Genomic DNA, 21,727 nt, shown 5'->3' with positions numbered 1-21,727 from the left:
CGAACCCTTTCTACGGAGTCACTGTGTGCACCTCGCACGAACCGGGGCAGGAGTCTGCCCAGACCCACTCGGGCAGACGTAACTTCCTCCGTGCCACCGCCCTGCTGGGCGCGGCGGCGACGGTCACGCTGTCCACCGCCGCGGCGCAGGCGGCGGCGGTGCGGCGCCGCGAGCCCGACCCCGCGAGCCGCCGCTTCACGCTCGCCGTCATGCCCGACACCCAGTACCTCTTCGACGGACCGAGCATCGACGGGAAGCCCGTCGAGGCGTCCCTGCGTTACCTTCTGGAACACGGTGAGGACGAGAACATCGTGTTCCTGTCCCACCTCGGGGACCTCACCCAGAACGGCACCGCCCAGGAGACCGCGGCGATCGGCGAGGCCTTCCGGCTGCTGGACCGCAGGGGCGTCGGCTACAGCGTCCTCGCGGGCAACCACGACGTGCGCTCGTCCACCGACGACCAGCGGGGCTCGACCCCGTACCTGGACGTCTTCGGGCCCGCCCGCTTCGAGGGCAGGCCGACCTTCGGGGGCGCCTCCCCGGACGGCTACAACTCCTTCCACCTCTTCGAGGCGGGCGGCCGGCAGTGGATGGTGCTCGCCCTGGACTGGCGGCTGTCCGCGAAGGGTTTCGCCTGGGCGAAGGACGTCCTGGCCCGGCACCCGAGGACGCCGGTCGTCCTCACCACACACGAACTGGTCGACGGGGACGACTCCCTTTCCTCGTACGGGCAGACGCTGTGGGACCAGCTGATCAAGGACCACGACCAGATCTTCCTCACCCTCAACGGGCACTACTGGCCGGCGGCGCGCACGACCCGGAAGAACGCCGCTGACAACGATGTCCATCTGCACCTCACGAACTACCAGAACCGGTACTTCGGCGGCGCCGCGATGATCCGTCTCTACCGTTTCGACCTCGACCGGAACACCGTCGACGTGGAGACGATCTCCCCGTGGATCCTGGGCAGGGCCGCCGAGGGCCTCAACGAGCTGGAGCGGCAGGAGAGCGAACTCTCCGGCGACGCCGACCGGTTCACGGTCGGGATCGACTTCGAGAAGCGGTTCGCCGGCTTCGCGCCGGTGCCCGCGCGCGCGTCGCGGCCGGTCGCGAAGATGCTGGTGCCCGGCACGGTCGCGTACTGGCGGTTCGACGGGCAGGAGGACGGGTCGGCGGTCAGCGGCACGATCCGTGACCGCTCGGGGCGCGGCAACGACCTCAGCCTGGTCACGGTCGGGGGCGCCACGCTCACCTGGTCGGCCGACCACCACCCGGACCAGCCCGGCCACGGCAGCCTGGAGTTCCACGGCGGCAAGCCCCCGCTGAAGGGCGCGTATCTGCGCACGGTCGACGGGGCCCCGATCAACTCGGCGACGTTCAAGGGCGGTTACACCATCGAGGCGTTCTACCGGCTGCCCGCCGACTGGAACCCGTCGAACCACGCCTGGGCGGGCGTCCTCGGCCGTACCGGCACGGGCGGCGCGGCGGGCAAGACCGCCGACGACCCGGACGAGCCGCTGGCCACGCTGTCGCTGTCGAACGACCGGGAGCCGCAGTGGGCGGTGCGCCCGCTCAACCAGCAGGGCATCGCGACCAACTGGGGCCAGGAGACCCCGCTGGAGACGTGGTGGCACCTCGCGGTCGTCAACGACGGCAAGCACACCACGCTCTACGTCCAGGGCTGCCCGGTCGTGCGCAACCCGAAGGCGAACGCCGTCGGGCTGACCTCCGTGGGCCTGCCCTGGATCCTCGGCGGCTACGAGTACGGCGGGGAGATCGACCAGATCCTGTACGGGCGGCTCGGTGACGTCCGCATCGTCGAACGGGCGCTTCCCGTCAAGTCGTTCATGAACCACTGAGACGCGAAGGAACCACACACCATGTCCAATCCATCTGACATATCCGACACCTACGAGCGACAACTGCCCACCTGGGCCGATCCGTCCGTCTCCCCCGCCGACCTCGACCCGCAGGGCGTGTCGCGCCGCGGACTCCTGCGCGGTGCGGGCCTGTTCGGCGCCGCCTTCGCGATGGGCGCCGGCGGCTCCCTGGCGGCACCGGCCTCCGCCGCTTCCCGCCCCTACGGGGGCGACGACCCGCGGCTCGCCTACCTCGTCGGCGACCACCACATCCACACCGTCTACAGCCACGACGCCAAGTACACGTTCTCCCAACTGGCCGCGGCGGGCGCCGAGTACGGGCTCGACTGGATGGTGTTCACCGAGCACTCCAACTTCGGGCACGCCGACTTCGGGGCCGCACTGGAACACCAGGAGGTCCTCAGGGCCCGGGCCGAGAACCCGCGGCAGCTGATCTTCCAGGGTCTGGAGTGGTACATCCCGGCCGCCGAGCACTGCACCGTCTTCACGACCCCGGGCCGGCACGAGGTCGACCTCCTCACCCGCTTCGAGCGCGCCTACGACGGCAAGCTGCTGGGCTACACGGACGGTTCCGTGGGCGGCGCGGACACCGCCCGTAACGAGGCGCACGCCGTCAAGGCGATCAAGTGGCTTGCCCAGCAACGGCGTTCGGGCTACGTCGACGACGTGCTGGTCCTCGCCAACCACCCCCTGCGCCTCGGCATCGACTCCCCGCACGAGCTGCGCGGCTGGCGGGACGCTGCCCCCGAGATCATGATCGGCATGGAGGGCGCGCCCGGCGCCCAGGGCGCGGCGATCCCCGGCTGGCGGGGCGCGACCTCGGTGCGCGGGGAGTACGAGAACAAGCCGTCCGCCCAGTCCTGGCCCGGTTACCCGGCGGAGGCATTCCTCACGTACGGCGGTTTCGACTGGTCGACGGCGACCGTGGGCGGCCTCTGGGACGCCATGCTCGCCGAGGGCAAGCTGTTCTCGATCACCACCAACTCGGACGCCCACCGGATCGTCTTCGACACCTGGAAGAACGGCGACTGGCCGGCCGGGCAGAACTTCGACAACACCGGCAGGCTGCCCGACCCGGTGAACACCGACACCCCGCAGCCCGGCAGCGACTTCTGGCCCGGGCAGTTCAGCCGCACCCACGTGGGCGTCACCCGCTACGGCTACCGGTCGGTGATGGCGGGCCTGCGGGCGGGCCGCGTCTGGCTCGACCACGGCCATCTGCTCGACGGCCTCGACGTCCGCGTCAAGCGGGACCGCGACGACGGACGCGGCGTCACCCTGGGCGGCCGGCTGCGTGTCCGCAAGGGCGAGAAGCTCACCCTGAACGTGACGGTGACGACCGCCTCCCGTGCCAACCCCCAGGGAATCCTGCCGGAGTTGGCCCACGTCGACGTCATCCGGGGTGCGGTGCGCGGTCCGGTGACCGACCGGGACGCCTGGCAGGCCCCCGACACGAAGGTCGTGCACACCAGGGACGTCAGCGGCCGCGAGGGCACGTACACCCTCCGCGTCCCGATCACGGCCGGGGACGAGTCCTTCTACCTCCGGCTGCGGGGCAGCGACGGCAACAGGAACGGCACGGGTCACCTGGGCGCGTCCGTCGATCCGCACGGTCCGATCCCGCACGAGCCGGGCGACGGCGATCCCTGGAAGGACACCTGGTTCTACTCGAACCCCGTGTTCGTGGACGTCGGTTGAGCATGACGTTCGCAGGGGCGTGGGGAACCGCGCGACCAGCCACGGCCGGCCGGCAGTCCCCCACGCCCCTCAGCCGCTACGGCGAGGGGCTGGGGCTGGGGCTGCCGCGGAACGCCCGATCGCAGTGGGGCCAGTCACCGAAGCCCCGGTCCCGGCTCCACAACCGCTTGGCCGCGTGGATGTTCCACTCCGGATCGAGCGCCTTGCCAGGCGTGCCGCCCAGCTCCTTCAGACGGGCGTCGGATATCTGGAACAGGCCCCAGTTCCGGGTTCCGTTGGTGTTCGGCAGGATGTGCGGGGGGTCGAGGAAGGACTGGCAGTCGGCGATCGCGACCGCGCGGTCCGGTGCCTCGGTGAACACGCGCGGATGCGCCGCCGCACCTCGTCCTGCGTCCAGGTGTCCATGCGCGCCCCGGACCGGTAGAGCGCCCGCTTGGTGGAGTCGCCGACCACACCGTTGGGCGGATCTATCCCCGCCAACACCTGGAAGGCGGTCACCCGGCGCAGGGTCTGCGGCCCGAAGTCACCGTCCACGTCGATCACCGCGCCCTTGGCGTGCAGCAGTCGTTGCACCTCGCGCACGCAGGTGTCGTGCTGGCCCATGGCCACCACCTCCCGGCACCCGGACGTGAAGAGCGGCCGGCCGTCCTCCTTCGGGCGTTCCCCGGCGACTTGGCCGGGGCCGCCTTCGCTTCCCTCGGCCGGGCCGAGCGACGGCAGGTTCCACGCCATCCCGCCGAGGAACAGCACCGCCAGGCCGACGGCGATGCCGGCGCGGATCCGTCGACGCCTCCGGCCCACGGCCCCGGAACCGTGCGAGGGCTCCGGCGGCCCGATGACCGGTTCCAGCAGGGCGAGTTCCGGTTCCGGCGACGTCGTCGGCTCCGTGCGCTCGGGCCCGGTGCGCTCGGGCCCGGTGCGCTCGGGCCCGGTGCGCTCCTGATCCATGGGCCCCGGCCCTGTCGGCCCCGGATCCGTCGGCCCCGGATCCCGGGCGGCGTCCGCCACGGCCCAGAAGCGGTGCAGCGTCCGTAGCTCCTCCGGGCTGGCGCCGCAGGCCACCGCGAGGCGGTGGACGGTGCCGTAGTCCTGCGGTACCGAACTGCCCAGGCAGTAGCGGTGCACGCTGGACCCACTTGTTCCGGCCTTCGCGGCGAGCGCCGCGTAACTGAGTCCCGATCGCTCCTTGAGCGAGCGCAAACAGGCGGCGAACCGCTCGGACTCCGTGCACGCAGACACGGGCGTCCCCCTTTTTTTCACTTGCTGCCGTGCTGAACGGCGGCGCGGCACGTGGGTCAGACGGCAGCGCTGTGTGTACGGAGATGAGAGGGCGCCCCCTGGATCCCCCGATCCCCGCGCCCGAGCACACTGTGCCAGAAACCGGCCGCAGGAACCCAGCCAACTCCAGCCACTTCCGCCACGGATCGCCGGCCTCCGTTTCCATGGCGCCCCAGCGCCGTACCAGCGGCCGGGGGATGTCGCACGCCGGTCGCGGCACGGCCGTCCCAGCGTCCCACCAGGCACGGAACCGTTGCACCGGCCTGCCACCGATTACCGGCCTCGGGCCCCGGCAGCACGAACCACCCCCCTTGTACGGAGACATACCAGTGGCTCGTTTCATGCCCTGGATTCGGCCGTGGGACGGTTGCGCAGCTCCCACCGCGGTCGACTGTGCCTCCGGCGACGTCTGTTTCTGGACACGCGTAGGGCGGAGCACCCCTCGGGGTGCTCCGCCCTACGGCTGTTTCAGGCTCGACGGCGCTCCGGTGCTGCCGGACGCTCTCAGGCGTAGAACCGGGACAGGCTCTGCAGCACGGCCGCCGGCTTGGGGGCGCCCTCGATCTCGATCGTGCCGTCGACGGTGATCTGCACGCCGCCCGGTACGTCCTCCACCGAGGCCAGCCTGCCCACCAGGCGAATCTTCGAGCCGACCTTCACCGGGGAGGGGAAACGCACCTTGTTCAGGCCGTAGTTGACCTTCGTCGAGACGCCCTCGACGTCCAGCAGCTCGGTGAACAGCGGGATGAACAGCGACAGGGTCAGATAGCCGTGGGCGATCGGCGCGCCGAAGGGGCCCTCCGCGGCCTTCTCCGGGTCGACGTGGATCCACTGGTGGTCCCCGGTCGCGTCGGCGAACGTGTTGATGCGCTCCTGGGTGACCTCGATCCACTCACTGGTGCCGAGGTCGCTGCCGGCGAGCTTCTTGAGTTCGTCGATGCCGTTCACGGTGATGCCCATATGACGTTCCTTAGCTAAGAGTTGGTGCCGTAGCGCTTGCGCACCCGGGCCTTGAGGAGCTTTCCGGAGGCGGTGCGGGGAAGCTCGTCCGCGATCACCACCGACTTCGGGATCTTGTACTTGGCGAGCCGCCCGGCCAGCGAGGCCAGGACCTCGTCGGCGTCCAGGGCACAGCCCTCCCGGGGCACGACCACGGCACGCGGCACCTCGCCCCACTTGTCGTCCGGTACGCCGATGACCGCGCACTCCACGATGTCGGGGTGGGCGAGGAGCTGGTCCTCGATCTCGGCGGGGTAGATGTTCTCGCCCCCGGAGATGATCATGTCCTTGATGCGGTCGACGATGAAGACATAGCCGTCCTCGTCGATCCGGGCGGCGTCCCCGCTGCGGAACCAGCCGTCGGCGAAGACCGCGGCCGTCTCCTCGGGCAGTCCCCAGTAGCCGGGCATGACATGGGGTCCGCGGACCACGACCTCGCCGGGCTCGTCGACGTCGACCGGGGTCATGTCCGGCCGTACGACCCGTACATCGCTGAAGAAGTGCGGCACGCCCGCCGAACCGGCCTTGCTCACGGCGTGCTCCGCGTCGAGGAAGAGCGTGCCGGGGGCCGCCTCCGTCATCCCGTAGCCCTGGAGGAACGTGAGCCCGCGCTCCTGGAACCTGGCGATGAGCGGGGTCGGCACCGGTGAGCCGCCGCAGGACAGCATCCGCAGCGACGACAGGTCGGCGTCGGCCCAGCGCGGGTGCCGGGCCAGGTGGTCGAACATGGTCGGCACGCCGAACATGAACGTGATCCGGTGGCGTTCGATCAGGTCGAAGGTGGCCTCCGGGACGAAGGCCTCGACCAGGACACAGGTGCCGCCCTTGAGCAGTACCGGCAGGGTGAGCATGTTCAGCCCGGCCGTGTGGAACAACGGGGCGGAGACCAGGGCGCGTTCGTCGGTGATGACGTCCTGGTCGACGAGCACGTTGACGGCGTTCCAGATGATGTTGCCGTGCGTGAGCATCGCGCCCTTGGGGCGGCCCGTCGTCCCCGAGGTGTACATGATGATGCAGGTGTCGTCGGCGGTGACGGGCTGGTCGATCGGCTCGGCCTCGGCCCCGGCGAGCAGCGCCTCGTACTCCGTGCCGGTCTCGACGTAGGTACGGACGTCGGTGTCGCCCGGCAGTCCCGCGACGAGCCCGGTGAAACCGGGGCCGTACACCAGCGCCTTGGCCCCGGAGTCCGCCAACTGGTAGGCGATCTCCGGCCCGGCGAGGCGGGTGTTGAGCGGGACGAAGACCGCGCCCAGGGTGCCGGCGGCGAACAGCGTCTCCAGGTACGAGGGGTGGTTGGGCCCCAGGTAGGCGATGCGGTCGCCGCGTCGTACGCCGGAGGCGCGCAGGGCGTGGGCGAGGCGCGTGGTGCGCTCGTACAGCTCCCCGTAGGTGATGCTCGTGTCGCCGTGGATCAGCGCGGTGCGCTGCGGGGTCTTGCGGGCCCGGCGGGCGGGCCACGACCCCAGTCCCTCATTGCGCATGTCTGTGCCCCTGTCCGTCATTGCACATGGGGTGGTCCCTCACGGTTTCCTCATGGCGTCGTCATGGCTTCGTCAGTCCGAGCAGCCGGGCGGCGTTCTCCTTCAGGATCTTCGGCTTGACCTCGTCCTTGATCGGCAGCTTCTCGAAGTCGGCGAGCCAGCGGTCGGGGGTGAGGACGGGGTAGTCGGAGCCGAAGAGCACCTTGTCCTTGAGCAGGGTGTTCGCGTACTGCACGAGCTGCGGCGGGAAGTACTTCGGCGACCAGCCGGACAGGTCGATGTGCACGCCCGGCTTGTGCGTGGCGACCGCCAGCGCCTCGTCCTGCCAGGGGAAGGACGGGTGCGCCAGGATGATCTTGAGGTGCGGGAAGTCGGCGGCCACGTCGTCCACGTGCAGCGGATTGGAGTACTTCAGCCGGATGCCACCGCCGCCGGGGACGCCCGCGCCGATGCCCGTCTGGCCGGTGTGGAAGAGGGCGATCGTGCCCGTCTCCTCGATGACCTCGTACAGGGCGTACGCCACCGCGCGGTCGTTGGGGAAGAAGCCCTGGACGCTGGGGTGGAACTTGAAGCCCTTCACCCCGTACTCCTCGACCAGGCGGCGGGCCTGCTTGACGCCCGCCTTGCCGCGGAAGGGGTCGATGGAGGCGAAGGGGATCAGCACGTCCGCGTTGGCGGCGGCCGCCTCCGCGACCTCCTCGTTCGGGACGGGCTCGGTGCCGGTCGCGGACTCCGCGTCCACCGTGAAGATCACGGCGGCCATCTTCCGCTCGCGGTAGTACGCGGCCGTCTCCTCCAGGGTCGGCTTCCGCTTGCCCTCGACCTTGAAGTAGGCGGAGGAGGCGTCGTGCAGCTCGTCGTCCAGCGAGGAGGTGCCCTCCTTCGACGACACCTCCGCGTGGGTGTGGACGTCGATCGCGACCAGCTCGTCCACGTTCATGGCGGGAGTTGCGGGGCTCATCACGCCTCCGGGATCTTCGGGGCGGGGACGCCCACGGTCTGCGGCTCGGCACCCAGCGAGGTCGGCCAGACGTCGGCGAGGGCCTCGGGGGTCCAGCCGCCGTTCGCGTACGCCGTCTTGATCTCCTGCGGGTGCGACCAGAGTGCCACCTTGTCGCCGCCGATGCCGATGGCCTGGCCGGTGACACCGCGCGCCGCCTCGGAGGCGAGGAACGGGACGAGGGCCGCGCAGTCCTCGGGGGTACCGAAGCCCTCGCCCTTGCGCAGGAAGTCGGGGAACGGCTTGCCCTCGCGCAGGGCCTCCACGTACGGGGCGAAGACCGGGATGGTCTCGGTCATCGCGGTGGCGGCGACCGGGACGATCGCGTTGACGGTGATGTTCGCGCGGCCCAGCTCCATCGCCCAGGTGCGGGCGAAGGCCGCGATGCCGGCCTTGGCGGCGGCGTAGTTGGTCTGGCCGAAGTTGCCGCGCTGGCCGGCCGGGGAGCCGACGAGGATCAGGGAGCCGCCCTCGCCCTGCTCGCGCATACGGATCGCGGCGGCGCGGGCGCAGGTGAAGGTGCCCTTGAGGTGGGTGGTGATCACCGCGTCGAAGTCGTCGTCGGACATCTTCCACAGCACCTTGTCGCGCAGGATGCCCGCGTTGGTGACCAGGATGTCGAGCCGTCCGAACTCCTCCACCGCGCGGCCCACCAGCCGGTCGGCCGCCTCGGTCGTACCGACCGGGACCACCTCGGCCACGGCCCTGCCGCCCGCCTCGGTGATGGACTTCACGGCGGCTTCGGCCACGGCCTCGTCGATGTCGTTGACGACGACGGAGGCGCCGGCGGCGGCGAGGGCCTGTGCGTAGGCCAGGCCGAGGCCACGGCCACTGCCCGTGACGACGGCTACCTTGCCGGTGAGATCGATGCTGGGCACGAGGGGGTCCCTTCGGATGGGGTGCGACGGCCGACGCTGCCGAGCGTCTGCCGACTGCGGCTACGAGATCGAAGCTAAGAGCAATAGTTGTTGACGTCAATAGTTGTTGTTCCCCGGGCGTTGCGTCATGCTGAGGCGGTACGTACGCACCGCCTCCACGCCGGGGGCCTCGACCAGGGAGCCCGCCATCGCCCGCCAGCAGACACAGGACGCCGCCTCGATCGACGCGCACGAGCCGTGGATGCGCGGACTGCACGCGGACACGGGCTATCTGCTGTACCGCCTGGGCCTGCGGTCCGGGCAGCTGTTCAACTCCTCCCTCCAGGAGTCGGGCCTGCGGCTGCGGCACTACGCGCTGCTGCGCTTCCTGGCCACCTCCCCGGGCGTGCTCCAGCGGGAGCTGAGCGCGTCGCTCGGCTACGACCCGAGCGCGATCGTCGGTCTGGTGGACGACCTGGAGAAGCTGGGCTTCGCCGAGCGGCGACCCTCCCCCGACGACCGCCGCAGCCGGATCATCGTCCTGACCGAGGACGGCCGGTCCTTCCTCCGCGACACCGACGAGGCCGGGCAGCGCGTCACGAACGAACTGCTGGAGCCCCTGGACGCCACCGAGCGGGACACGCTCCACGTGCTGCTGCAGAAGGTCGCCGAAGCCGGACTGGGGTGACGCCATGCCCATGACCACCGACGCACTGCCGTCGCCGGGGACGGCACCCCGGCCGGCCGCGCCGCCGGGCACCGCCCGGTCCGCCCCGGACCGGCTGCTCGCCGTGCTGGCCGCCTTCGACCACGACCACCCGGCGCTCTCCCTGACCGACATCAGCCGCCGGGCCGGGCTGACCCTCACCACGGCCCACCGCCTGGTGGGCGCGCTCACCGAGTGGGGCGCCCTGGAGCGGGACACGGACGGGATCTACCACGTCGGGCTCAGGCTCTGGGAGCTCGCGGCGCTGGCCCCGCGCGGTCTCGCGCTGCGCCAGATCGCGCTGCCGTACCTGGAGGACCTGTACGAGGCGACGCACGAGAACGTGCAGCTCGCGGTCCGCGACGGCGACGAGGTCGTCTACATCGAGTGGCTCTCCGGACGCTCGGCCGTCGGCGTCCACATCCGGGTCGGTGCCCGCTGGCCGCTGCACGCCACGGGCGTGGGCCTGGCGCTCCTCGCGCACGGCGACCCGTCGTCCCAGGAGACCTACTGCCAGGGGCCGTTGACCTCCTTCACGCCGTACACCATCACCGACGCGTCCCGGTTGCGCCGCACCCTCGCCGAAGTCCGGCGCACGGGCGTGGCGGTGAGCAGTCGTCAGGTCACCGAGGACGCGCTCTCGGTGGCCGCCCCGGTGCGCGGTCCGGGCGGGGCCGTGGTGGCCGCCGTGTCGGTCGTGGTACCCCAAGCAGGCGCGCAGGTACCGGTGTTGACACCCGCTGTACGGGTGGCGGCACGGGGGATCTCGCGCGCGCTGGGCTGGCGGCCGGACGAACCCCGCCGGGGGCCCTGATTCCGGGCCGGGGCACTGCCCCTTCCTGACCGGCGTCGGCGTCGCGTCCCGGCCGGCGGCCGACGTCCGACGTCCGCTTCCTGACCGCGGCCAGTCCTCCGACGCCTGCCTCCTCACCGGCGGCCGTCCTCCGATACGCCTACTTCCTCACCGGCGGCCGGTCCTCCGACGCCTACTTCCTGGCCGGTGCCTGCGCCGTGTACGTCACCGCGGCCCCCGCGTGCGTGGCGGTGCCCCGGGCCGTGAGCCACCCCTGGTCGGTGTCCGCGGCCGGGGTGACCTCCCAGCGGGCGGCGAACCGGCCACCGGGCCGGATGCGGTCCGTGGTGACCGTGCCGAGGTCGCGCACCTGCCAGCTGTTCGGCGCGGTGAGGGCGAGACGGGCGGCGGTCCAGGGTCGGGCGGAGCCGTTGGCGAAGTGCGCGGTGACGAGGAACTTCCCGCTTTCGTAAGCCACTTGGAGGGTGACGCCGTAGGGCTTGCGCCGGTAGTCGTCGACCCAGGAGGACCGCATCAGCCCCACCAGCGCGTCGGCCTGGGCGGGCCGCGCCGCCGCGAGGTCGTTCCGCTCACCGGGGTCCCGGGCGAGGTCGTACAGCTCGACCTCCCACCGGTCGTCGGGCACCTCACGGTCCTGGCCGGGTGCGAACCTCACCGCTTTGAGGTCGCCGCGCCGCACCGCCTCGGCCAGCCGCCGGGCCCGGCCTCCGTCGACCCGGTCGGCGCGGCCGGTGACGCCGCTGTGGTTGCGGTAGAAGTACAGATGGCCGTGGCGCGCGGCCTCGGCGCCGCCGGCGCGCAGCAGCGGTGCCGCGGAGAGCCCGTCGATGTCCGACGGGGCGGGCGCGCCCGCGAGTTCGGCGAGGGTCGGCAGCAGGTCGGTCAGCGGGGTCGGCCGGTCGGTGGTGCCGGCCGGGACGCGCTGCGGGGACCAGGCGATGAGGGGGACGCGGATGCCGCCCTCGTACAGGTTGCGCTTGTAGCCGCGCAGCGGGCCGTTGCCGTCGAAGAGGTCGGGGTCGGTGCCGCCCTCCTCGTGCGGGCCGTTGTCGCTGGTGACGAGGACGACGGTGCGCCGGTCGATGCCGTGCGTTTTCAGCCGGTCCACGATGGTGCCGACGAGGGTGTCCAGGCCGGTGACCTGGGCGGCGTGCGCCCTGTTCGGCCGGGTCCAGGGCTCGTCGGCGTACGCGCCGAGCCTCGGGGCACGGCTCGGGGCGTGCGGCACGGTCGGGGCGAGGAACAGCAGGAACGGCTGGTCCTTGTGGGCGTCGACGAAGCCGAGCGCCCGGTCCTCGATGAGGTCGGGGGCGTAGATCTCGCGGGCGCCGTCCCGGTTCTCGGGGATGTCCCGCTTCTCGCCGTTGTCCCACAGGTACGTCGGGTAGTACTCGTGCGCGTGCTTGTGCGTGAGATAGCCGTAGAACTGGTCGAAACCCCGGGAGTTGGGGTGGCTCGGCTGGTTCGGACGCTCGGGGCCGAAGCCCCATTTGCCGATGAGCGCGGTGCGGTAGCCGAGGGCGCGCAGGGCCTCCGCGAACGTGAAGTCCCGCTCGGTGAGCGCGCCCTGGCCGCCCGGGCCCCAGGGGTTCTCGCGGACGGTGGCGTGGCCGCTGTGCAGCCCGGTGAGGAGGGAGCAGCGGGAGGGGGCGCAGACCGGGGCGGCGGCATAGGCGTCGGTGAAGCGCAGCCCCTCGGCGGCCAGGGCGTCCAGGCGCGGGGTGTCGATCAGCTTCTGGCCGTAGGAGCCGAGTTCGCCGTAGCCGAGGTCGTCGGCGAGGACGACGACGAAGTTCGGCCGCCGTGACGGGGTCCGGGCGGCGGGCACGACCGGCGCGGACGGCCGGCTCACCTCGGGAGCGGCGGCTTCGCGGACACCGGCCTCGCGTCCCTCGTGCGCGACGCATCCGGCCGCCGCCCCGGTCGCGCCGACGGCGGCGGTACCGGCGAGAAAACGACGGCGGCTGGACATGCGGACTCCTGGGTGATGATCGGCGGGTGGTCGTGATCCGATGGTGGACGGGACTCTCGGAGCAGGACCATGCACAGGGCATGAACACCTTGTTGCGGCAGGTCGGCGGTGACCGCGGTGATCAACTCGGCGCCCCCCGACCCTGGAAGAGGGGGAATGCGGGGTTCTGGTTCCCCCGAGAGCAGATGATCTTGCCAGAGGCCGGTGCCGCGCAGTTCACCGGCCCAGGGGAAGCCCCTGGGCCGGTGAGCTGATGCCGCCGATACGGCTACGCCGTCGGGTTCAGGCCGACAGGCCCTCGTAGGCGCCCGCGAGGATCGTGAAGGCCCGGTCGTCGCCGACTCCTTCGTCGATCATCTGGTTCGGCACGTACGCCACGGTCATCCGGGCGTCGAGGTCGACCAGGACCATCGAGCCGCCCCAGCCGCCCCAGAAACAGGTGCGGGGGTTGGGCAGTTGGCCGCCGTTGAGGCCGTAGCCCATGCCGTAGCGCATCGGGACGCGCAGGACGTTGTCCGTGCCGTCGAACTGCTCCTCCAGGACCCGCTCGCACCCCTTCTCCGACAGCAGCCGCACACCACGGGCCGCTCCGCCGCAAGCCAGCACCGACTGCACGGCGGCGACCGAGCGGGCGTTGCCGTGACCGTTTGCGGCCGGGATCTCGGCGCGCCGCCAGGCGGTCGTGTTGGCGGTGCCGCCCCGTATCTCGGGGTTGGGCCGTGGGCCGCCCCGGGGCGGGGAGGAGGGCGGCGGGATGATCGGCGCCACCCGGTGGTCGTGCTCGGCGGCGAGTCCGATGTGGAAGTCGGCGCCCAGCGGGCCCGTGACCTCCTCGGCGAGGAAGGTGCCCAGGCTGCGGCCGGTGACCCGGCGGACGATCTCCCCGAGCAGATACCCCTGGGTGACCGCGTGGTAGCCGGCCTCGGTACCGGGCTCCCAGGCCGGCGCCTGCGCGGCGAGCCGGGAGGTGACGGTCGGCCAGTCGTACAGGTCCTCCAGCGTCGTGGGCGCGACGAAGCGGGGCAGGCCGGCCGTGTGCGCGAGCACATGGCTGACGCGTACGTTCTCCTTGCCCGCCGCCGCGAACTCGGGCCAGTACGTCGCCACCGGCGCGTGCAGGTCCAGTTCGCCCCGGTCGGCGAGCATCAGCACGCACAGGGCCGTCATCGTCTTGGTGGTGGACCACACAGGGGTGAGCGTGTCCCGCTCCCACGGGGTGGTGCGGTCCGCGTCGGTGTACCCGCCCCAGAGGTCGACCACCGGCTCGCCGTCCACGTACACGGCGACCGAGGCGCCCACGTCCTTGTCGTCCAGCGAGGCCGCCAACGCCTCGCGTACCGCGGCGAACCGGTCCGTGCACGTGCCGTGAGTCAACGCCATGAGGGGAAGGTAACGGGTCGCACCGGGCGGAGCCATCGAATAAAACGGGAGGCACCGACGACGGACGTCGTCGCGGATCTCGACGTCGGCAGCCGAAACGCGCAGCCGTCGTCGGCCGGCCGCTGGCTCCGCCCCTTCCGTCGCCCTCTCCGTCGCCCGTTCCGCCGCCCTCTCCGTCGCCCGTTCCGCTGCGGGAGCGCGTCGTCGGACGATGCCGGTGGGGCCGACGGCGGAAGCCAGGTAGGCGACGGACCCGCCGAGCACCGCCAGGGGAGCGTCGAAGAACCGGACCAGGAAGCCGTCGGCGCCACGGCCCGCGATGTCGGCGCCGGCCCTCAGGCTCACGAGGGCGGTGTTCGCCCGCACCAGGCGCTCGCGGCCGACCGGTTCGGGCAGGACGCTCCGCCGGGAGCGCTCTCCGACACCGTGGCACCGATCGGTGCCACGGCCTGGCCCCGCTCTCCGGCGCCCCTGGTCCGGCAGCCCCTCCCCCATCCCATAGGCTGATCCGCCGCAGCTGCCGTACGGACAAGAGCGTGGTGGGAAATGCCGCTGAGGGACGACGATCCCACCGTCATAGGCGGGTACGTCCTGGAGAACCGGCTCGGCGCGGGCGGCATGGGGGTCGTCTATCTCGCCCGGTCCGCGTCGGGGCGACTGGTCGCGATCAAGCTGGTGCACTCCCAGTACCGCGACGACGAGGAGTTCCGCTCCCGGTTCCGCCAGGAGGTCGCGGCGGCGCGCCGGGTGAGCGGGGCGTTCACCACCCCCGTCGTGGACGCCGACCCGGAGGCCGACCGGCCGTGGATGGCGACGTCGTACGTGCCGGGGCCGACCCTCTCCGATCTGGTGCGCGAGAAGGGTCCGCTGAGCGGGGCCGACATCCGGGGCCTCGCGCTCGGGCTCGTCGAGGCGCTGCGGGACATCCACCGGGCGGGTGTCGTACACCGGGACCTGAAGCCGGCGAACGTCCTCATGGCCGAGGACGGCCCGCGTGTCATCGACTTCGGCATCTCGCGCGCCGTCGACAACCTGCCGCTCACCGTGACCGGCCGGGTGATCGGCACGCCGCCGTTCATGTCGCCGGAGCAGCTGCGCTCGCCGAGGGACGTCACCGCCGCGTCGGACGTCTTCTCCCTGGGGTCGCTGCTGGTGTACGCGGCCAGCGGGCACAGCCCGTTCAAGGCGGAGAGCCCCTATCTGGCGGGCTACCAGGTCATGTTCGAGGCACCGAAGCTGGACGCGGTGCCCGAGCCGGTGCGGAGCATCGCCGAGCGCTGCCTCGACAAGGACCCGGACGCCCGCCCGGATCTCGCCGAACTGCACCGTCAGTTCCTGGATTTGCCGACCTCGTCCGAGGCGCGCTCGACTGTCGCCGGACCCGCGCCCATGCCGCTCGACCGGCCGACGAACGACGGGCGGACCGACGCCGGACGGGCGGACGCCAGGACGGCGAACGACCGACCCGTGAACGACCGACCGGCGGACGGACGCCGTGCGAAGCGCCGCGCCAAACGGCAGTTGATCCTCGTCGGCCTCGGCGCCGCTCTCACCGTCACCGCGCTGAGCGCCGCGCTGCTCGTGTACGCGGCCGCCGAGGACAGCTCCACGTCGTCCGGCGGCGGCGCCGGCGCCGACTACCGTTCCGTGTCCCTCCCCCAGGGCTGGCAGCCGTGGCGCACGCCGCTGCGCAACGACGACGGCTTCCCCGCCGAATACGTCGCCACCGGCTACCAGGAACCGGGGTGTCTGACGGACGGAACGGACCTGTACTGCGGCGGTACGGGCTTCGTCGTCACGCGGGTGGACGCCGCCACCGGGAAGATGGGCTGGCGGTACGGCACCCTGCCCCAGACCTCGCACCCCATCGGCGTGCGGGACGGCCTGGTCTACGTCTACGCGGAACCCGACACCACCACCCGGCGCCTGGTGGCCCTGGACACCGCGACCGGGAAGCAGCGCTGGGCCCGGCCCATCAGCGCCAGCGACCCGCCCTACCTCTACGACGGCGGCATCCTCGCTCTCGCGCCCGACCACCGGCGACTGGTCGCCTACAACACGGCGGGCGACGAACTGTGGCGGACGCCCGTGCCCGACGACGTGAGCTGCGTTCCCTCGGTGCTCGGCGACGACCCGTACGAACTGTGCTGGAAGGGCCGCGAGTTCCTCGACACCAGCCCGTTCACGCTCGTACGGCTCGATCCGGACGGCGGCACACGGCAGGAACTCGCCGCGCTGCCCAAGAAGTCACTCGCCCTGGGCGCCGTCGACGGACGGCCGCTGTTCCTCGCGGCGGAGACCACCGAGGAGGTGTACCAGGCCGGGTACGAGCGGCCGTACAACGCGTTCCTGCGGGTGGACCCGGACACCGGGAAGGTCACCCGGATCCCGTTGAAGCGGGCTCTGCGCGGCTCGGCGACGCTGGTGGACGGGGTCGTGTACTTCGTGCGGACCAGCGGGTCGGTCACCGCCGTGTCGGCGACCAGCGGCAAGGAACTGTGGGAACGGGCCACCGACATGGAGAACCTGTCCGCTCCGGCGGTGTCGAAGGCCCGTGGCGAGATCTACTTCGCCAACCGGTTCGGCCGGCTGCTGGCCCTGGACGGCGGCACGGGCGCCGAGCTGTGGCGGACGGACGCGCTCGACGACCCGGGGGACATCGCGGCGGAGGCCCCGCCCCGGGTGCTGCTCGTGGACGACGCGATCGTGGCGGTGGCGGGGGACACGGCGCTCTCGGTGAGCCCGGACGAGCCGGAGTCCCGGCCGTCCGCGTCCGCCGCCGGGGACTGAGCGCCGCCGCCGGGAGGCCGGTCGGCCGTCATCCCGCCCCCTTGGCCGGTTACCGCCCGAGAACAGCCGACCTTCACAAGGTGAACTCGCCCCTCCCTCACGGACTTTCTCCGCTTTAACTCTTGACGACCGCAGCGCCGGAGCGCACATTGACCGCACGCTCTTCTCTGAGAGCGCTCTCAGGACGGGACTCCACGGAGCGCTCCCCCCACCCGCGCATTTCACTCCGTACACCCGAAGAGGCCGCTATGAGTGAAACCCCCGGCATACCCCTCGGACGCCGCCGCCCGCTCCGGCGCGTATTCCTCGCCGTGGCCGGCGCGTTGGCGCTGGCCACGGCCTGGGCGACGACCGCACAGGGAGCCGCCCCCACACCGCCCGCCGGCTGGACCCAGGTCTTCGTCGACGACTTCAACGGCACCGCCGGCACCGGCGTCAACACCTCCAACTGGCAGTACGCGACCGGCACTTCCTACCCCGGCGGCCCCGCGAACTGGGGCACCGGCGAGGTCGAGACGATGACGAACAGCACCAACAACGTCTCCCTCGACGGCAACGGCAACCTGCGCATCACCCCGATCCGCGACTCGGCGGGCAGATGGACCTCGGGCCGGATCGAGACCAACCGCACCGACTTCCAGCCCCCGGCGGGCGGGAAGCTACGGGTCGAGTCCCGGCTCCAGATGCCGAACGTCACCGGCACGGCCGCCGAGGGCTACTGGCCGGCGTTCTGGATGCTGGGCGCCCCCTACCGGGGCAACTACCAGAACTGGCCGAGCGTCGGCGAGCTGGACATCATGGAGAACGTCCAGGGCCGCAACCAGGTCTGGGCCACGATCCACTGCGGCACCAACCCCGGCGGCCCGTGCAACGAGACGACCGGCATCGGCAACTCCACGGCCTGCCCGGGCACGACCTGCCAGTCCGGCTTCCACACGTACACCATGGAGTGGGACCGCTCGGTGACCCCCGAGACGATCCGCTTCTCGGTCGACGGCACCCAGTTCCATTCGGTCAACGCGAACCAGGTCGACGCGACCACCTGGTCCAACGCCACCAACCACGGCTTCTTCATCATCCTGAACGTGGCGATGGGCGGCGCCTTCCCGGACGCGTTCGGCGGCGGGCTGGACGGCGACACCCGGTCCGGTGTCCCCATGGTCGTCGACTACGTGCAGGTGCTGTCGGCCGGCGGCGGAACCACCACACCGCCGCCGACGGGCACCCGTGACGCGTACAGCGCCATCCAGGCCGAGTCGTACAACAGCCAGAGCGGCACCCTCACCGAGACCACCACCGACACCGGCGGCGGGCAGAACATCGGCTCCCTGGCCAACGGCGACTGGGCACTGTTCCAGAACGTCACCTTCGGGTCCACGGCCGCCACCCAGTTCGTCGCCCGGGTGGCCTCCGGCGCCAACGCCGGGGTGAGCGGCCTGGTCGAGGTCAGACTCGACAGCCGTACGAGCACACCGGTCGGCAGTTTCTCGATCGCCAACACCGGTGGCTGGCAGTCCTGGCGAACGGTGCCCGCGAACATCGGCGGGATCACCGGCACCCATGATGTCTACCTGACCTTCACCAGCGGTCAGTCGCAGGACTTCGTGAACGTGAACTGGTTCAACTTCGGCCGCTGAGGGTCGGGTCGGCGCCTTGCGAGGGGCTTCGCGCGGACGCGCGGGGCCCCTTGGGCATGCCACGCCGGTCGTCACCGTCACCGCCGACGGTCACTTCGGCCGGTCGTCCGCGTTCCCCTCCCGGAGGGTCACCGCATCTCCGCCCGGAACGCCACCGGCGTCGTCCCGGCGTGCAGCTGGAAGAACTTGGAGAAGTTCGCCGCGTCGGGGAAGCCGACGGCCACGCCGACGCGGCCGATCGGCAGTTCCGTGTGGGCCAGCAGCCGCTTCGCCTCCAGGACGACCCGCTTGTCGATGAAGCCCTTGGGGGTCTCGCCGGTCGCGGCGCGGACCGCGCGGACGAGGGTGCGACGGGAGCAGCCGAGGGCGTCGGCGTACGCGCTGACGCTGTGGTTGTCGGCGAAACCCCGCTCGACGGCGTCCCGGAAGCGGGTGAAGGTGGTGTCGTCGGGCCGGCGCGGCGCCTCCGCCGAGCTGGCGGCGAGATGGGCGAGGCGCAGCAGGAAGGCCGTCAGGGAGTGGCGCAGCACGGCGGTGTGGAGGCTGAGCGGCAGCGTGCCGGTATCGACGTACTCGCGTTCGAGCTGGGCCAACGAGGCGCGCAGGCCCGCCAGTTGGGCATCGTCGGGGCGGAGCAGCGGCGGCAGGTCGTAGCGGTAGAGGCCGGTCGCCTCGACGGTGGCGCGGGGCAGGAAGCCCGGTTGCATGGTGAGGACGGTCCCGCGGTACTCGGTCGCGCGTGAGAAGCGATGCACCTGCCCCGGGCGGATCCACAACACGTCGCCCGCACCCACCTCGTACCCGGTGAAGTCGATCATGTGGCGCACCGGGCCGCCGTCGAACAGCAGCACCACGTGGAAGTCGATGCGGTGGACCCCTTCCAGGGGTATGTCCGCACTCCAGGGTCCGCGGTCGTCCATCGGGCCGACCTGCATGCCGACGCCGGAGAGACTGCGGTCGACGGGGAACGGGAAGGTCTTGATCCGGTCGCCGTCCGGGAAGTCTCTGTCCGTCATGTCCTCGCCGCCGCGTCGTCGGTGTCCCAGTTTCACCGAAGGCTGGCACACCGCGACCTTCCCCAATATAAGTCAGACTTTTACTTTTGAAGACGTCCGAGCAGTTCCGCCGTATCCATCGAGGACTTCTTGAAGATGAACTGGACAGAACTCGACCGGCGCGCCGTCGACACCGCCCGCCTGCTGGCCGCCGACGCCGTGCAGAAGGTCGGCAACGGGCACCCGGGAACGGCGATGAGTCTCGCACCCGCCGCGTACACGCTCTTTCAGAAGGTGATGCGTCATGATCCCGCCGACCCCGAGTGGACCGGCCGTGACCGCTTCGTCCTCTCCCCCGGCCACACCTCACTGACCCTCTACACCCAGCTCTTCCTCGCCGGGTACGAGCTGGAGCTCGACGACCTGAAGGCGTTCCGGACGCACGGTTCGAAGACGCCGGGCCACCCCGAGTACGGGCACACCGCCGGTGTCGAGACCACCACCGGCCCGCTGGGCCAGGGTGTCGCCAACGCCGTGGGCATGGCGATGGCCGCCCGCTACGAACGCGGCCTGTTCGACCCGGACGCACCCGTGGGGGCGTCCCCGTTCGACCACACCGTCTGGGCGATCGTCTCCGACGGCGACCTGGAGGAGGGCATCTCCGCCGAGGCGTCGTCGCTGGCGGGCCATCAGAAGCTCGGCAACCTCGTCTTCCTGTACGACGACAACCACATCTCCATCGAGGGCGACACGGCCACCGCGTTCTCCGAGGACGTACTGAAGCGGTACGAGGCCTACGGCTGGCACGTACAGCGGATCGAGCCCGCGTTCAACGGGAACATCGACGTCCACGCCCTGTACGACGCGTTGCGGGCCGCGCAGGACGAGACCGGACGCCCCTCGATCATCGCGATGCGCACGATCATCGCCTGGCCCGCGCCGAACGCGCAGAACACCGAGGCCGCGCACGGCTCGGCGCTGGGCGAGGACGAGGTCGCCGCCACCAAGCGGGTCCTCGGCTTCGACGCGAACAAGACCTTCGACGTCGCCGACGACGTGCTCGCCCACACCCGCCGGGCCCTCGACCGGGGTGCCGAGGCGCACGCCGCCTGGGACAAGCGGATCGCCGAGTGGCGGGCCGCCTCCCCCGAGCGGGCCGGGCTGTTCGACCGGGTCGTCGCGGGCCGGCTGCCCGAGGGCTGGGAGCGGGCGCTGCCCGTGTTCGAGGAGGGCACGCAGGTGGCGACCCGGGCCGCGTCCGGCAAGGTGCTCCAGGCGCTGGGCGCCGTGATACCCGAACTGTGGGGAGGCTCCGCCGACCTCGCCGGTTCGAACAACACGACCATCGACAAGGACAGTTCGTTCCTGCCGGCGGACAACCCGCTGCCGGAGGCGAACCCCTACGGCCGCACGATCCACTTCGGTATCCGTGAGCACGCGATGGCCGCGGAGATGAACGGCATCGCGCTGCACGGCAACACCCGTATCTTCGGCGGCACGTTCCTGGTGTTCTCCGACTACATGCGCAACGCCGTCCGCCTGTCCGCGCTGATGCAGCTCCCGGTGACCTATGTCTGGACGCACGACTCCATCGGTCTGGGCGAGGACGGCCCCACCCATCAGCCGGTCGAACACCTGGCCTCCCTGCGGGCCATCCCGGGCCTGAACATCGTCCGCCCGGCCGACGCCAACGAGACGGCCGTCGCGTGGGCCGAGATCCTGAAGCGGCATGCCACGAATCCGGCCCCGCACGGACTGGCGCTGACCCGCCAGGGCGTGCCGACGTACGCGGTCAACACCGAGGCCGCCAAGGGCGGTTACGTCCTGCGGGAGGCCTCGACCGGGACGCCTGACGTGATCCTGATCGCCACCGGCTCCGAGGTGCGGCTGGCCGTCGCCGCGCGCGAGCGGCTGGAGGCCGAGGGGGTCGGGGCGCGGGTGGTGTCGATGCCGTCGGTGGAGTGGTTCGAGGAACAGCCGCGCGTCTACCGCGAGAGCGTGCTGCCACCGTCCGTGAAGGCCCGCGTGGCGGTCGAGGCGGGGATCGGTCTGACCTGGTACCGCTACGTCGGTGACCACGGCCGCATCGTCTCCCTCGAACACTTCGGCGCCTCCGCCGACGCGAAGACCCTGTTCGCCGAGTACGGCTTCACCCCCGAGAACGTCGTCGCCGCCGCGAAGGCCGTGCTCGATGCGACGACTCGGCCCGACGCCGTCCGCGGTTGACGCGAGCGCCTGAA

At 71.5% G+C, this 21,727-nt stretch carries 15 protein-coding genes; 7 read left to right on the top strand and 8 right to left on the bottom strand.

Annotated features, from left to right (window positions below; all coding sequences use genetic code 11):
• Positions 1 to 23: 23 nt before the first annotated feature.
• Both OG272_RS41135 and OG272_RS41130 read left to right on the top strand, forming a co-directional pair.
• Positions 24 to 1,859, top strand: a complete 1,836-nt coding sequence (locus tag OG272_RS41135) for a LamG-like jellyroll fold domain-containing protein (RefSeq protein WP_405895739.1) — start codon at positions 24 to 26, stop codon at positions 1,857 to 1,859.
• A gap of 21 nt (positions 1,860 to 1,880) precedes the next feature.
• Entirely contained in the window at positions 1,881 to 3,578 is a 1,698-nt protein-coding gene (locus OG272_RS41130) for a PHP domain-containing protein (protein WP_405895738.1), read from the top strand.
• Between the two features lie 228 nt (positions 3,579 to 3,806).
• Here OG272_RS41130 and OG272_RS41125 read toward each other — a convergent pair whose 3' ends face one another.
• The 5 genes from OG272_RS41125 to OG272_RS41105 form a co-directional block, all read right to left on the bottom strand.
• Complete coding sequence (locus OG272_RS41125) at positions 3,807 to 4,817, bottom strand: helix-turn-helix domain-containing protein (protein WP_405895737.1); 1,011 nt, start codon at positions 4,815 to 4,817, stop codon at positions 3,807 to 3,809.
• Positions 4,818 to 5,360: 543 nt separating this feature from the next.
• Positions 5,361 to 5,816 carry a MaoC family dehydratase gene (locus OG272_RS41120; protein WP_326574644.1) on the bottom strand — a complete coding sequence of 152 codons (456 nt, stop codon included), beginning with the start codon at positions 5,814 to 5,816 and terminating at the stop codon, positions 5,361 to 5,363.
• A gap of 14 nt (positions 5,817 to 5,830) precedes the next feature.
• Positions 5,831 to 7,336, bottom strand: coding sequence for an o-succinylbenzoate--CoA ligase (gene menE, locus OG272_RS41115; protein WP_328224402.1), 1,506 nt, complete (start codon positions 7,334 to 7,336; stop codon positions 5,831 to 5,833).
• Between the two features lie 61 nt (positions 7,337 to 7,397).
• Positions 7,398 to 8,276 carry an amidohydrolase family protein gene (locus OG272_RS41110; RefSeq protein WP_405896122.1) on the bottom strand — a complete coding sequence of 293 codons (879 nt, stop codon included), beginning with the start codon at positions 8,274 to 8,276 and terminating at the stop codon, positions 7,398 to 7,400.
• 20 nt (positions 8,277 to 8,296) lie between these two features.
• Positions 8,297 to 9,214 carry an SDR family oxidoreductase gene (locus OG272_RS41105; RefSeq protein WP_326574646.1) on the bottom strand — a complete coding sequence of 306 codons (918 nt, stop codon included), beginning with the start codon at positions 9,212 to 9,214 and terminating at the stop codon, positions 8,297 to 8,299.
• A gap of 241 nt (positions 9,215 to 9,455) precedes the next feature.
• On the opposite strand from OG272_RS41105, the gene OG272_RS41100 reads away from it, so the two are divergent.
• On the top strand, positions 9,456 to 9,881 hold the full coding sequence (locus OG272_RS41100; protein ID WP_326585540.1) for a MarR family transcriptional regulator: 426 nt from the start codon (positions 9,456 to 9,458) through the stop codon (positions 9,879 to 9,881).
• A 10-nt stretch (positions 9,882 to 9,891) separates the two neighbouring features.
• A complete protein-coding gene (locus tag OG272_RS41095; protein WP_327732071.1) occupies positions 9,892 to 10,713 on the top strand; it encodes an IclR family transcriptional regulator in 822 nt (273 codons plus the stop codon).
• Positions 10,714 to 10,885: 172 nt separating this feature from the next.
• Here the strand turns inward: OG272_RS41095 and OG272_RS41090 are convergent, their stop codons facing one another.
• Both OG272_RS41090 and OG272_RS41085 read right to left on the bottom strand, forming a co-directional pair.
• A complete protein-coding gene (locus OG272_RS41090; protein ID WP_405895736.1) occupies positions 10,886 to 12,685 on the bottom strand; it encodes a sulfatase-like hydrolase/transferase in 1,800 nt (599 codons plus the stop codon).
• 282 nt (positions 12,686 to 12,967) lie between these two features.
• Positions 12,968 to 14,065, bottom strand: coding sequence for a serine hydrolase domain-containing protein (locus OG272_RS41085; protein ID WP_405896121.1), 1,098 nt, complete (start codon positions 14,063 to 14,065; stop codon positions 12,968 to 12,970).
• A 546-nt stretch (positions 14,066 to 14,611) separates the two neighbouring features.
• On the opposite strand from OG272_RS41085, the gene OG272_RS41080 reads away from it, so the two are divergent.
• Both OG272_RS41080 and OG272_RS41075 read left to right on the top strand, forming a co-directional pair.
• The gene (locus OG272_RS41080) at positions 14,612 to 16,855 is read left to right on the top strand and encodes a protein kinase domain-containing protein (RefSeq protein ID WP_405895735.1); all 2,244 of its coding nucleotides are present in this window, start codon (positions 14,612 to 14,614) and stop codon (positions 16,853 to 16,855) included.
• A gap of 248 nt (positions 16,856 to 17,103) precedes the next feature.
• Entirely contained in the window at positions 17,104 to 18,492 is a 1,389-nt protein-coding gene (locus OG272_RS41075) for a glycoside hydrolase family 16 protein (protein WP_327726848.1), read from the top strand.
• Between the two features lie 128 nt (positions 18,493 to 18,620).
• Here OG272_RS41075 and OG272_RS41070 read toward each other — a convergent pair whose 3' ends face one another.
• Positions 18,621 to 19,508, bottom strand: coding sequence for an AraC family transcriptional regulator (locus tag OG272_RS41070; RefSeq protein WP_327726849.1), 888 nt, complete (start codon positions 19,506 to 19,508; stop codon positions 18,621 to 18,623).
• Between the two features lie 135 nt (positions 19,509 to 19,643).
• Between OG272_RS41070 and tkt the strand changes: the two genes are divergently transcribed.
• Complete coding sequence (gene tkt, locus OG272_RS41065) at positions 19,644 to 21,713, top strand: transketolase (RefSeq protein ID WP_405895734.1); 2,070 nt, start codon at positions 19,644 to 19,646, stop codon at positions 21,711 to 21,713.
• The last annotated feature ends 14 nt before the right edge of the window (positions 21,714 to 21,727 follow it).

This window comes from Streptomyces sp. NBC_00104, assembly GCF_045160825.1.
Classification (GTDB): Bacteria; Actinomycetota; Actinomycetes; order Streptomycetales; family Streptomycetaceae; genus Streptomyces.
This window is presented reverse-complemented; position numbering and strand designations above follow the sequence as displayed.